Origin of the sequence: Streptomyces afghaniensis, assembly GCF_044327915.1 — a bacterium.
Classification (GTDB): domain Bacteria; phylum Actinomycetota; class Actinomycetes; order Streptomycetales; family Streptomycetaceae; genus Streptomyces; species Streptomyces afghaniensis.
Genome location: NZ_JBIRGJ010000001.1, coordinates 85,813 through 98,712, shown reverse-complemented (window position 1 = coordinate 98,712; position 12,900 = coordinate 85,813). Strand labels below are relative to the sequence as shown.

The following is a 12,900-nucleotide window of genomic DNA, read 5'->3' as shown; positions in this document are numbered from 1 at the left end:
CGGTTCGCTCCTCGCTGAATTTCAGATGGGGCCCTCATGGGTAAGGGCGCGGCTTCAGTCACCGGTGAGAGGGTACCGAGGCCTGGTAGAGCCGTTGTAACGCCACCCTCGTCGGAAACTCACCCTAGTCCAGACTCGTATGCCTGTTCGATCCCTCGTTGGAGTGAAGCACACATCACGTTCCCTTCCAGGCATGAACCATTTAGGCTCCGGGCACGTCCTCATGAACAACCGGCAACCCAGCCGGGAGGACCGACCACCAATACAACGCGAAGCTCCGTAAGACACATAGACACGCAATACGGCACATTCGCCGCCAACCGGCAGCAGACAGCCGCCTCGCAAGATTTTTTTCGAGGAATAGCCACGAGCGGGAACGTTTTGGGGCTGGTTGGATGTTGACCCTGGTACGACAGCTCGTCGAGCTAGAGAAGAGGCGACGTGACTACTGTTCTGACCCCTGCGAGCCAGTTGACGGCCGCTGATCGCTGCGACCGCTGCGGCGCCCAGGCGTACCTGCGCGTCGTCCTGCTCAGCGGCGGAGAACTGCTCTTCTGTGCCCACCACGGGCGCAAGTTCGAGCCGGAACTCAAGAAGATCGCCGCTGAGATACAGGACGAGACGGAGCGGCTGACGTCCGCTCCCGCGACTGCCTCCGAAGAAGAGCGCTGACACCTCGCGTCCGACGACGAGCCAGCCCGGCACAGGCCGGTGAACGGGCGGCTGCCTCCATTACCGAGGCAGCCGCCCGTCCTCGTCCCCGCGAGGTCTCTCAGGGCCCCCGGTGCGCACGCCGCACGTTTCTTCACACCCGCGTCCAGTCGAACGTGCACATAACCTTCACGCCGGTGTCAGGCTTCAGCCCCGTGTCCAGCTTCACGCCCGTGTCCAGCGGAGCGTGCGCATGATGTCGGACACCCGCATGTACACCCCGGGGCTGCCTGCCCGACCGCAGCCGATCCCCCAGGACACGAGCCCGATCAACCGCCCCTGGGCCACCAGCGGCCCCCCGCTGTCGCCCTGGCAGGCATCCCGGCCTCCCTTCGCCTCTCCGGCGCACAGCATGCTCCTGGCGTCGTAGATGCCGTCCGCGTCTCCCGGATACGCCTCCTCACAGAGAGCGTCGGGCAGCACACGCACGCGTGCCGCCCGCAGGCTGTTCGGATACTCCCCGGCGCCCGAGACGTCACCCCAGCCGTACACCGTCGCAGCTGCGCCCACGGCGTACGCGGGATCACCGTGGGCCGCCATCGTGATGGCCGAGCCGGCGGAGAGAGGCTCGGCCAGGGTGAGTACGGCGAAGTCCCCGACGTTGCTGACACTGTCGTAATCCGGGTTCACCCAGGTTTCTCGCACGGCGACCTCCTGGCCACCGCGGTCCGAGAGCAGGTCCGTGCGACCCGCTATGACCCTGAGGTCGCGTACGCGCTCCGGTGGACCGCCCAGGACCTCCTCGTCCAAGCAGTGGGCCGCGGTGAGCACGGTGCTGCGGCCGACCGCCACTCCGCCGCAGAACTGTCCCGCCCGCGTACCCCCGAACCGGTCACGACTGGACAGGGCCACCGTCCAGGGGCTCTCCGATGCGTCGACGGGGAATCCTCCTATGACCACCCTGTCGGCGGCCACAGGCGCACTGGAAGCCACTGACAGGGCGGATACGGCGGCTGCCACAACCAGCGGTCGGGCCAGGGCCCGGACAAAGCGGCGACGCATACACGCTCCTCACTCCGTGGTATCGGCCAGACACCCAGAGTGATTCACGCTGTGGCAGGCCGCATCCGCGGAGGGGCATGAAAAAGGCCCGGTCCCCCATGAGGGAACCGGGCCTTCCGCGTCGTACGACCCGCGACGACTAGTCGAGGTAGTCGCGCAGCACCTGCGAACGGGACGGGTGGCGCAGCTTCGACATGGTCTTGGACTCGATCTGGCGAATCCGCTCACGCGTGACGCCGTACACCTTGCCGATCTCGTCGAGGGTCTTCGGCTGACCGTCGGTGAGACCGAAGCGCATCGAGACGACGCCCGCCTCGCGCTCGGACAGGGTGTCGAGCACGGAGTGCAGCTGCTCCTGGAGGAGCGTGAAGCTGACCGCGTCGGCCGGGACGACCGCCTCGGAGTCCTCGATGAGGTCACCGAACTCGCTGTCGCCGTCCTCGCCCAGCGGGGTGTGCAGCGAGATGGGCTCGCGGCCGTACTTCTGAACCTCGATGACCTTCTCCGGGGTCATGTCGAGCTCCTTGGCCAGCTCCTCCGGGGTGGGCTCGCGGCCCAGGTCCTGGAGCATCTGGCGCTGCACGCGCGCGAGCTTGTTGATGACCTCGACCATGTGCACCGGGATACGGATGGTGCGGGCCTGGTCGGCCATGGCGCGGGTGATCGCCTGACGGATCCACCAGGTGGCGTACGTGGAGAACTTGTAGCCCTTGGTGTAGTCGAACTTCTCGACCGCGCGGATCAGACCGAGGTTGCCCTCCTGGATGAGGTCCAGGAAGAGCATGCCGCGGCCGGTGTAGCGCTTGGCCAGAGAGACCACCAGTCGGAGGTTGGCCTCCAGGAGGTGGTTCTTGGCTCGGCGGCCGTCCTCGGCGATGATCTCCAGCTCGCGCTTGAGCTTCGGGGCGAGCTTGTCGGCGTTGGACAGCTTGTCCTCGGCGAACAGGCCGGCCTCGATGCGCTTGGCGAGCTCGACCTCCTGCTCGGCGTTGAGCAGGGGGACCTTGCCGATCTGCTTGAGGTAGTCCTTGACCGGGTCGGCCGTGGCGCCGGCCGCGGCGACCTGCTGGGCGGGCGCGTCGTCCTCGTCCTCGTCGGAGAGCACGAAACCGGCGTTCTCCGTACCCTCGGGCTCCTCGCCGGCCTTTCCGGGTGCGGCCTCCTCGAGCACCTCCTCTTCGAGAAGCTCGACGTCGTCCTTCTTGGCGCTGGTCTTCTTCGCCGCGGTCTTCTTGGCGGGCGCCTTCTTCGCGGCCGCCTTCTTGGCGGTCGTCTTCTTGGCTGCTGCCTTCTTGGCGGGGGCCTCGTCCTCGACGGCGGACTCGGCGGCGGGCTCCGCCGGTGTGGCGGTGGCGGTGGCCTTCCTGGTGGTCACCGCCTTGGCCGCGACCGTCTTGGTGGCGGTGCGCTTGGCGGGACTCTTCGCTGCGACGCTCTTTCGGGTGCGCTTGGGCTCTGCGGCACTGACCATCAGCGTCACACCCTCTTCCTCGAGGATCTGGTTGAGGCTGCGCAGTACGTTCTTCCACTGAGTGGCCGGAATCTGGTCAGCTTCGAAGGCCCGACGCACGTCATCGCCGGCGATCTGCCCCTCAGCCTTTCCCCGCTCAATGAGAGCCATGACAGAGACGGACTCGGCGATCTCCGGCGGGAGCGTACGGGATGTGCTGGCCGACACGAACAACCTCTCGGAACGTTGGAAAACGGCTTCCGGCCCCGTCCACAGTGGACAGGAGCCGACCGCCGGCTTGGGGGTGGGCCGACGGCGCGGGCGGGGGCCGGGAAGATTCACAGCGCCATGAACGGCGTCCGTATTCCCTCCGCGGCTGTCACCTCTTAGGTCATCGCGTTCTTCCCGCGAGCGTTACGCCCAATTCGCGTGGCCCGAGTCACACCCCGTAAGCAAACAAAAACGATCAAACATGGGCAAAGTGGGGCACACTTGGTTGTTACCCGGCCGCTCCGGCGGACCTGCGGCCCCTTCGCGCCGTCGGACCCCGCAGGATCGCGAGGATCCTGCGGGGTCCGACGGGAGGCGGATCACCGAACGGGCGCTGCCACAGGAGGGGGGTGGCACACCCGGCCGCACCGCCCGCGGAACGCGGTCAGTGCTCGCGCGGAGCGGGCACCACGCGTTCCACCTCGGGATGGACCGCGAGGAGTTGCCGCATCGCCGCCTCTGCCGCGGCTCCGTCACCCTTGGCGAGGGCGTCACAGATGCGGCCGTGGTGTCCCAGCGACGTCTCGTTCGGCCGGTCACAGCCCGTGACCGGACCGCCCGAGACCTGGAGAGCCGCGGACACGATCCCGGAGAGGTGCTCCAGCATGCGGTTGTCGGCGACCTGGATCAGCAGCGAGTGGAACTCGGAGTCGGCGCGGGAGAAGGTGAGCGCATCACCCTGGGCCATCGCGTGCCCCATGATCTCGACCATGTCCGTCAGGCGCTGCTGGACGTCCTCGCGCCCGTGCCCGGCGGCGAGGCGGGCGGCGAGCGGTTCGATCGTCCAGCGCAGCTCGCTCAGCTCGCGGCGCTGGTCGTCGCGCTGGGGCCCGAAGGCCCGCCACTCGATGATGTCCGGGTCGAGAAGATTCCAGTCGCTGACGGGGCGCACGCGCGTGCCGACGTTCGGGCGGGCGCTCACCAGGCCCTTGGCCTCCAGGACGCGGAGCGACTCGCGGACGACGGTGCGGGAGACCTCGAACCGCTGGCCGATCTCCTCGGGCACCAGCGGACGGTCGGCGCCCAGGTCACCGGAGACGATCATCTGACCCAGCTGCTGGACGAGTTGGCCGTGCAGCCCGCGTCCGCGGCTGCCCGCGGCGCGCCTGCCCACCCGGCCCAGCTCGGGGTCCGCGCCGTCCCAGGCAGGGGCGCCGACGCGGTCGACGGCGGGCGCCTCCGCGTAGGGGTAGCGGTCGAGTTCGCCCGGGCTCGCGAGGCCGGAGTCAGCGGAGCGGGCGGCGGTCATCATGGTGTGCGCAAGGGTACTCACGCATCCTTTGTCGGCGCCCTCTCCAACTCCCTTGAGGTCTTTGGTGAAAAGCACACGAAAGGGTGATCGCTCACGCCGTCGCAATTGACGCCTTATCGGAAAGAAATGGGCGTTCTGCAGGGAGTTGTACGCATGGCCGAACCAAGGGTTACGGACAGTCGTCACCGGAACCGGCCCCGCAGTGCGGTGAGCAGGTACGCGCAGAGCAGTGCGGTCAGCGACAACGTCAGTGCGCCGCCGACAGGTTGGGAGATCAGGCTGAGCACGGCTTCCAGGTAGCGCTCTCCCCCGAAGGGCCATCGCGGCAGGAGAACCTCGCGCAGTCGCATGGGAAGTCCCGCCGCGGTCCGTACGGAGGGCCCCTCCAGGACCTTGTGCACCGCGGGTACGACGAGAAGCGGCACGGCGGCCACAGCGGCGAGCCCGGCCGTGGTGGACCGGAAGACGCCGGCAGCCAGTACGCCCGCCCAGGCGCAGCCGACCACGAGCCCGATCCAACTCGCACTCATCGAAAGCCAGTCGGCGGGAACCTGGGCGAGTTCCCGTCCGTAGACGAGATAGAGCACTTCGGCGTCGCAGCCGACGGTGAGGGTGGCCAGCACCAGCGCGGTGGCCGTGGCGACGAACAGTTTGGCGGCCAGCAGCCCCAGCCGGCGGGGCACGGTGCCGCGGTCCGCGGCCAGGGCGGGGTGGCGGAACTCGTCACCGAAGGCCAGCGCACCGAGCAGTCCCGCGCCGAGCGCCGCGGGCGGCAGGGGCAGCTCCTGTGGCCACGCGGCCAGCAGACGCGGCTGCGGGGTGTGCCCGATACGGGCGAGCACGACGGCAGTCACGGCGGACACGGCGAGCACGGCAGCCCCGGTGACGAACCCGGTGCCGATCCCGGCGGCCCGGCGGATCTCGTAGCGGAGGGGGCGGAGGGGGCTGGGGGCGGGGCGGACGGAGATGGGAGGCGGCAGAGGGGGCAGCGCGTCGAGGGTGTGCGCCGTGCGTACGCCGGCGGGGTGGAGCGCGAGAGGTGCCGTCGCCCCCTGAGGGCGGGCCTCGGCGTGGGACGGGTGGCCGGCCGAGGGGACGTCCGGGCGCTCGGGCGGCGCCGCGACGGGCTGCGCGTGCCCGGCGGAGGGCAACGGCTCGTCGGCGACCGGCTTCGGCGCGTCAACGGCAGGTCGTGACTCAGCCGGGGGTGGCGGCTCGGCGGTAGCGGCCCCGGGTCCGGCGGTGACCGGGACCGGATTCGGCGCATCAACGCTAGGCCGTGACTCAGCCGGGAGCGGCGGCTCCGCGGTAGCGGCCCCGGGTCCGGCGGTGACCGGGACCGGATTCGGCGCATCAACGCTAGGCCGTGACTCAGCCGGGAGCGGCGGCTCGGCGGTAGCGGCCACGGGTCCGGCCGTGACCGGGACCGGCTTCGGCGCGTCGTGGGAGGGGCGCGGGCGCGGCTCACCGTTCGCGGCCTGGGGCGCAACGGTCACCCGGTGCGCGTCGGCGACCTGCCCTGGCCCGGCACCCGCGCTCTCCGGCTCGATAGCAACACGCTCGAGCCTGTCAGCCGACGTGCGCCCCGTGTCGGAGCTGTGCGACTCGCCCGGCGTCCGCCCTGCCTTGCGCACGTCCGGCTCCCGGCCGCCCTGCGGCTGCCCTGCCGGCTCTGCTCCCGCTCCGGGCCCCATGTCGCCGACCTCGTCGGCGAGTTGATGGACGACGATGCCGTGGCGGAACGCCGTCTCGCCGATCTCGGCGCAGGTACTGCCGTACACGGAGAGGCGGTTGCCGCCTTCTCGTACGACTTCGACGGAGCGGCGCGCGGTGCGGGCCTGCTTGGCCAGGAGGGCCGCCAGACGGACCGCGTGGGGGCTGCGTACAGCGACCCGGGGGCGCAGACGGGTGCGCGAGAACTCCGCGACCTCCTGGTCGGCCACGACCCTGCCCTGTTCCAGCGTGACGACGCGGTCCGCGGTGCGCGCGGCCTCCTTGGGGTCGGCCGTGGTGAACAGGACCGTGCCGCCGTGGGCGGCGTGTGCGCGCAGCATGCCGTGCAGCCAGTGGCTCTCGCGGGCAGACAGACCGTCGGCCGGGTCGTCGAGGACGAGCGTGTGCGGATCGGCCAGGAGGACGCAGGCCAGGCCCAGGCGACGGTCCATGCCGCGCGAGAGGGTGCCGAGGCGTTCGTCGCGCAGGCTCACGAGCCCGACCGCCTCGAGGACTTCGTCGGCACGCCGGACCGGGACCCCCGCCGCGGCACACAGCATGCGCAGATGACCGCGGACCGTGCGGGCCGGGTGCCCCGGCACGTCGCCCAGCAGCACACCGACCTCGCGCGAGGGATGGGCGATGCGGTGCAGGGGGCGGCCCCGGAAGTAGACGATGCCGCGACCCTGTTGGAGTTCCAGCATGAGTCTGAGGACTGTCGTCTTGCCGGCACCCGGTGCTCCGAGCAGCGCGGTGACGCGGCCCGCTCGCGCCTCGAAGGAGACGTCATCGGCCGCGGGCGGAAGCCCTTTGCGGGCGTTGCTGGTCAGTCCGAAGGCCTGGATCACCTGCAGCAAGATAGCGCGCTATGTCCGTTTTTTCGGGCAGCACGAGGCCTGCCTCGGGCACGACAATCATCATTGTCCGGACAGCGGGCGCCTGACGTTCCGGACCCGCGTCAGACCTCGGGGCGCAGCATCGGGGGGTTGAGCAGAGTCGCGCCACCGGCACGGAAGAGCTGGGCCGGACGTCCGCCCTGGCGGGTTGTCGTCCCGCCCGTGGGGACGAGGAAGCCCGGTGTGCCGGTGACCTTGCGGTGGAAGTTGCGCGGGTCGAGCGCCACGCCCCAGACCGCCTCGTAGACACGGCGCAGCTCGCCGACGGTGAACTCGGGCGGGCAGAACGCCGTGGCCAGTGACGAGTACTCGATCTTGGAGCGGGCCCGCTCCACTCCGTCCGAAAGGATCTGTGCGTGGTCGAACGCGAGCGGCGCGACCGGTTCGGCGTCCCGCCCGTAACCGCCCTGCCGCAACAGTTCCTCCACCGGAGCCCAGCGCGCGTTGCTGGCGTCGCCGCCGGCCCTGGGCGCGGGCAGGTCGGGAGCGAGCGCGAGGTGGGCGACACTGACGACCCGCATCCTGGGGTCCCGCTTGGGGTCGCCGTAGGTGGCCAGCTGTTCCAGGTGCGCCCCGTTGTCCTGGGCGGGGACGGACGGGTCGTGGACGCGCAGTCCGGTCTCCTCGGCCAGCTCGCGGGCCGCGGCCTGTGCCAGGTCCTCGTCGGCCCTTACGAAGCCGCCGGGGAGCGCCCAACGCCCCTGGAACGGCGGTTCGCCCCTGCGTACCGCCAGCGCACACAGGGCATGGCGGCGCACGGTCAGCACGACCAGGTCCACGGTGACGGCGAAGGGTGGAAACGCTGACGGGTCGTAGGGCATGCGGCGATCATAGTCGTCTGCCTGACGATAAACACTCCCTTCGCCGGTCGCATCGGCGACTGATCCACTTCGGTCGGACATGGACTCCACTGTGGCGCCCGGTTCTCCAGCGGTTGAACGTCGTACCAGGTCACACCCCCAGTTGGAGTCCGTCGGCCGCTTCCTCGACCATGGCGAGGCCGAGTCGGCTGACCCGCACGGAGAACGGGGCGCCCGCGATCCGCAGGCCCGTGAAACCGATCTCGCCCAGGGGCGCGCTGCGCATGGGGCGCAGGGTCACCGTCCCGGCCGGGGCGTCGGGGCGGATGCCGACGAGCGTGGTCAGCAGCAGCACTCCGGCTGCCGCCGGAGTGGCAGCGGGGCGGCAGGCCGCCGGGTGCGGGAGGGGGGCGCTCCCCTCCGTGCGCTGTTCGCCCGCGTACATGTCGGGCAGCCGATGGTCGAAAGTCTCGGCGGCCGCGAGTACCCCGCGCAGCAGCGAGGTCGCCTCCTTCTCGTATCCGGCGGCGGCCAGCCCCGCGACGGCGACTGCGGTCTCCTGGATCCGTACGGCCCCGGCGCGGTGGCCGAACGGATTGAACCCCGGTTCCTTGGCGCCCAGTCCGCGCAGGCCCCAGCCCGAGTCCATGACAGGGCTGCCGAGCAGTCGGGCGAGGTTCTCGGTCCGCACCTTGTCGAGCAGGCCTGGTGCCAAGGCGCCCTCACCCAGCAGGCCGGTGTCGAGGAGGTGGACTGCGGCCGCGCCCAGATGAGGCACGGGGCTGCCGTCCGAGGCACGGGCTGCCGCGGGCCGGCCTCCCCCGAGGTCGTCGACCCAGAAGTCCCTGCGGAAGGCGGTCCGCAAGGCCTGCGCCCACTGGCGGAGTGCTGGTCCGCCCGTGCGGCCGCAGGTGTCGAGCAGGTCGGCGCCGAGGAGCGCGGCACGGTGGGCGTGGGCCTGTGTCTCGCAGCGGACGGGACCGCCGGGATGCGGGTCGCGGAGGTACGTGTCGTCGCCCACGGTGGTGCGCAGCCAGGTCAGACAGCGCTCGGCGGCGGGCAGCAGCTCCTCCGTTTCCTGGTCGCCGAGGCCCCAGCGGCGGGCCTCGGCGAGCAGTACGGGGAAGAGCAGCGTGGCCTCCGTGCCGGTGCACTGTGGCGGAAGGTGCGGGCCCGCGTCCCGTCTCGGGCCGGGGATCATCCCGGACTGCGCTCCCGGGCCGGTGAGTTGGGTACGGGCGAGGATCCGCAGCGTCCCGGCTGCCAGGCCCGTGCCGAGCGGCAGGGCCATCCGGGCGGCCACGAGCGCGTCGGCGGGGGCCAGACCGCAGCGCCAGGGTGCCCCGGCCGCGAGGTGGGTGTCGGCGGGGTTCGCGGGATCACGCAGCAGGAGGGCCTGGAGGTCCTCGATGCTCGTCCTGAGGAAGCCGGGGACTCTGGGGTCGTCGCCTTCCGCTCGCGCGGCGGCGAGGGGGCTGGTCGCCGCGCGGCCCACGGCTCGGAGGGGACCGGCGCCATCGGGTCGCACCCGCAGCTCCACGCTTCTGCTGCCGCCCGGCGGCAGGTCGAGCTCCCACCGCAGCAGCCCGGCCGAGGCCAGGGCGTCCGAGGGAGGCGGTGCGGCCGTGACGGACGCGTTGCCGCTGGCGCAGGACCAGCGCAGGCCGGAATCGTGGACACTGGCGGGGAGTTCCGGTCCGGCGCGGCCCGAGGCGATCGACCCCAGGTCGGCCAGGTCCGTGCCCAGGGAGACCTCGACCGGCAGGCGCAGCGGGCGCGGGGCCGCGCTGTGCAGGGTGATCCGCTCTGTGCCGTCCGCGAGACGGTTGCGTTCCACGATCACGTCCGGATCCGGGCCTGCCTGCGGTGACGTGCGGAGCGTGCCCACGAACCTGGCCCGGTCGGCCGCAGCCATGCGGGCCTGCACGGCGAGTGGCTCCCGCCCGGCCACACGGATCTCGCACCGCGAGAGCACGCGCCGCCCCGCGCGGTAGAACCCTTCCAGTCCCCTGCCGGTCATCTGCCCTTCCTCCGTCGAGATGGCCAGACCGGGAAGCGCGACACAGATCATCATGGTGTGGGCCGGCGGCAGGTCGGCGGACCAGCGCAGTCCGGGGATCGTGGCGCCCCGGGGAGGCGCGACAGGCTGCCCTGCGGAGGACGGGCCCCGGCTCTCGGCCAAGGGCGGCGGGGCGGAGCCGTACCCCGACGCGGAACCGCCGGCCGGGGCGGCCGACCGGGGGCGACGGTTCGCGCCTGTCTCTTGAGGTGACGGATGCCTCCGGTCCGGTGTCGAGGGCGGACACGCGTCCGGGCCGATGGGCACCGGGGCCGGTGAGGCACCTCCGGGGAACCTGGGACCGAATCCGTCGACGCGTGCCGCCGGCCGCGCAGGGGCCTTCTGGACTCCCGGCCGTGGAGCGCCTGCACCGGGCAGGCCGGGGCCAGACCCGCGAGGCGGCGGGGACCCACCCGGGGCGTGGCGGTCGTCGTCGGCGGCGGAGGAGGGCGGAGTCGGCTGTTGCATGGGGAGGCTTCCTCTGCGCTCTGTGCGCCTCGATCGAGTTCGGCGCCGGTGCCGGAGGGCTCCGACGGGGCAGGGGCGGTTCGGCGTCACGGCCCGTCCAGGCGTTCCGCCACTCAGGTGAACGGCGTGCACCTCCTCCGGGTCACGCCCGTGTCCCCGTCCCGCGCGCGTCGCGGCCCCCCAGAGGACACTCATTCCTCCACCTCCGTGCCCTGCCCGGGCTGTGCGCTTTCCTTGCCGATGTCCCGGCAGGGCATGGCCGTGTTCCGCGAATGCACAGGCGTGCCGCTCGTGCGTCCGCTGCCGGACCGCGCGGTGCCGGCGGGCGCTCGCCCGGTACGTGTGCCGGCGTCTGCGGCACCGGCAGGGCGCGTAGTGCCTGCCTGCGTACGCCGACGGGGAGCCCGGCTGCCCGGCACACGGTCTCCCGCGCGGGTACTGCCCTGGGCCGTGCCGACGGCACCTGCAGCACCGGCAGCACCGGTGGAACGGATACGGCGTCGGCGACGTGAGGGCACCGTCGTGGATGCGGGCGCCGGCTCGGACTCGGCCGCGGCTGCCTTGTCGGACTCGGCCGCGGCTGCCTTGTCGGACTCGGGCACGGTTGCGTTGCCTGTGGCGGACTCGTCGGCGGCGGGCCGAGCCGGGGAGGCGTCGTTGCGCGCGACGGAGCCGGCCGACCGCCCGGCGGAGTCGTCCGCCCTGGCCCGGGAGCCGCCCACCTGCTCGACGCAGTCGTTCGTCCCTGCCAGGGAGCCACCCACCCGCTCAACGCAGTCGCCTGTCGGAACAAGGCAGTCGTCCACCCGCTCGAGACGTTCTTCCGCCCGAGCCAGGGAGCCGCCTGCGCCGACGTCCAAGCCGTCGGCCCGAGCCACCGAGTCGGCGGCTCCCGAGCGCCCACGGCCGTCGCGTTCCGCTCGCAGGCAGCTGCGGATCGACTCCGGGTCGAGGCCTTCGTTGCATGCCTGGTGCAGAAGACGGGCGAAGAGATAGTCGGGATCCGCGCCCAGGGCCATGGCGAGGGCTTCCCGGGCCTCCAGTTCGTCGCCGGTGGACCATGCGACCCAGCCGGCCAGAGTGAGCGGCGCCGCGGCGTGCTCGCCGTAAGGTCCGACGCAGCGGCGAGCCAGTGACCGCCAGAGGCGCAGGGCGGGTCCGGCCTCGTCGCCCTCCATCCATTCGGCCGCGCGGTCACGGGTCGCGCGGTCCTGGAGGCCGAGGATCAGCCGGGCTGCCTCGTCGTGCGCGAGGAGTTCGTCGTCGCGGAGATCCGCCAGGAGCATGCCGGAGACGGGGTGTGCCCCGGCGAAGCGGTCCAGGATCCGCCCGGCCAGTTGCAGTGTCTCGTCGGCCACGTCTGCACGGCCGGCGTCGTCCAGGATCCTCGGGACCAGTGCCAGGCTGGCGGTGTCCAGGGCGGTCTCCTGCTGGAGAGCGGCGGCGTTCTCCCAGGGGAGCAGCCGGGCGCGCAGCTCCCGCAGTGTGCCGCGCACCTGGATGCCCGCATACGTGGCAGCGGCCGCCAGCACCGATGTGCCGGGCAGGCCCATGGGAGCGCCCTCGGGCGGGCAGCACACCGCGTTGTCACAGCAGAAAGACCAGTAGCGGCCGTCGGAGATGCACAGCGCCTCGACCACCGTCACGTCCAGGGAACCGCACTCCACGCGCAGCCTTTGCGCCAGCGGCTTCAGCCGCTCCATGACCTGTCGGCCGGACTCGCCCTTTCGCGGTTCCTGGCAGAGGAAGGCGACCATCGACTCGGGGCGGGCCCCTCGGCGCTCGCTGCCTGTCACCAGTCCGTGGGCCAGCTGCCGAGCCGCTGACGGCCAGTCGTCCGCGTTCGCAGGAATGCCGAGGCGGGCCCGGCCCCCGAACCGGCCGCGTCCGTCCCTGTCGTGCAGGGCGACCAGGACGATGCTGTCCTCCGGGCGGTACCCGAGCAGATACGGCAGTGCGTCGGCCAGTTCGGCAGGGGTGCGCAGGGTGACCTGGTTCTCGCCGCCGCGGCCGTCGTATGCGGGGCTGGGGACGTGCGGCCCGGTCGCCTCGCTCGCCCGCTTCCGCGGTCCACCGTGCTTGCGTCCCCCGTGCTTGTGCTTACCGGGCATGTCAGATCCGGTGATGTCGCCGTTCTCAGAGGATCCAGTGGCTTCGCTGTGGTTCGTCATGCGGAGACGATCTCGCGGAACCCGAAGATCCGCTTGAGCCTGTGGATAACTCCGATCAGGGACACGACACTGAAAACACCGAGGTGTCGGATTACCCCATGCACCGCT

8 protein-coding genes are annotated in these 12,900 nt (G+C 71.6%); 1 reads left to right on the top strand and 7 read right to left on the bottom strand.

Annotated features, from left to right (window positions below; translation table 11 throughout):
• Positions 1-441: 441 nt before the first annotated feature.
• Positions 442-672 carry a DUF7455 domain-containing protein gene (locus tag ACH4G3_RS00395; RefSeq protein ID WP_010034922.1) on the top strand — a complete coding sequence of 77 codons (231 nt, stop codon included), beginning with the start codon at positions 442-444 and terminating at the stop codon, positions 670-672.
• A 204-nt stretch (positions 673-876) separates the two neighbouring features.
• On the opposite strand, the gene ACH4G3_RS00390 is transcribed toward ACH4G3_RS00395, so the two are convergent.
• From ACH4G3_RS00390 to ACH4G3_RS00360, 7 genes are all read right to left on the bottom strand, one after another.
• A complete protein-coding gene (locus ACH4G3_RS00390) occupies positions 877-1,713 on the bottom strand; it encodes a S1 family serine peptidase (RefSeq protein ID WP_397622345.1) in 837 nt (278 codons plus the stop codon).
• Positions 1,714-1,852: 139 nt separating this feature from the next.
• Positions 1,853-3,391, bottom strand: coding sequence for an RNA polymerase sigma factor (locus ACH4G3_RS00385; RefSeq protein ID WP_397616712.1), 1,539 nt, complete (start codon positions 3,389-3,391; stop codon positions 1,853-1,855).
• Between the two features lie 427 nt (positions 3,392-3,818).
• Positions 3,819-4,706 carry a FadR/GntR family transcriptional regulator gene (locus ACH4G3_RS00380; RefSeq protein WP_397622344.1) on the bottom strand — a complete coding sequence of 296 codons (888 nt, stop codon included), beginning with the start codon at positions 4,704-4,706 and terminating at the stop codon, positions 3,819-3,821.
• Between the two features lie 161 nt (positions 4,707-4,867).
• Positions 4,868-7,246: an ATP-binding cassette domain-containing protein gene (locus ACH4G3_RS00375; RefSeq protein WP_397623343.1), complete on the bottom strand. Its 2,379-nt coding sequence runs from the start codon at positions 7,244-7,246 to the stop codon at positions 4,868-4,870.
• A gap of 110 nt (positions 7,247-7,356) precedes the next feature.
• A complete protein-coding gene (locus ACH4G3_RS00370; RefSeq protein WP_010034909.1) occupies positions 7,357-8,115 on the bottom strand; it encodes an NUDIX hydrolase in 759 nt (252 codons plus the stop codon).
• A gap of 130 nt (positions 8,116-8,245) precedes the next feature.
• Positions 8,246-10,114 (bottom strand): glycogen debranching N-terminal domain-containing protein, encoded by a 1,869-nt coding sequence (locus tag ACH4G3_RS00365; RefSeq protein ID WP_397622343.1) that lies wholly within the window; start codon positions 10,112-10,114, stop codon positions 8,246-8,248.
• Between the two features lie 698 nt (positions 10,115-10,812).
• The gene (locus ACH4G3_RS00360; protein WP_397622342.1) at positions 10,813-12,792 is read right to left on the bottom strand and encodes a DUF4192 domain-containing protein; all 1,980 of its coding nucleotides are present in this window, start codon (positions 12,790-12,792) and stop codon (positions 10,813-10,815) included.
• Positions 12,793-12,900 lie beyond the last annotated feature (108 nt).

Excerpts from the sequence above, each read along its gene's own strand:
- ACH4G3_RS00365 (WP_397622343.1), bottom strand. The coding sequence starts at position 10,114 with ATGACCGGCAGGGGACTGGAAGGGTTCTACCGCGCGGGGCGGCGCGTG.
- ACH4G3_RS00370 (WP_010034909.1), bottom strand. The coding sequence starts at position 8,115 with ATGCCCTACGACCCGTCAGCGTTTCCACCCTTCGCCGTCACCGTGGAC.
- ACH4G3_RS00390 (WP_397622345.1), bottom strand. The coding sequence starts at position 1,713 with ATGCGTCGCCGCTTTGTCCGGGCCCTGGCCCGACCGCTGGTTGTGGCA.
- ACH4G3_RS00360 (WP_397622342.1), bottom strand. The coding sequence starts at position 12,792 with ATGACGAACCACAGCGAAGCCACTGGATCCTCTGAGAACGGCGACATC.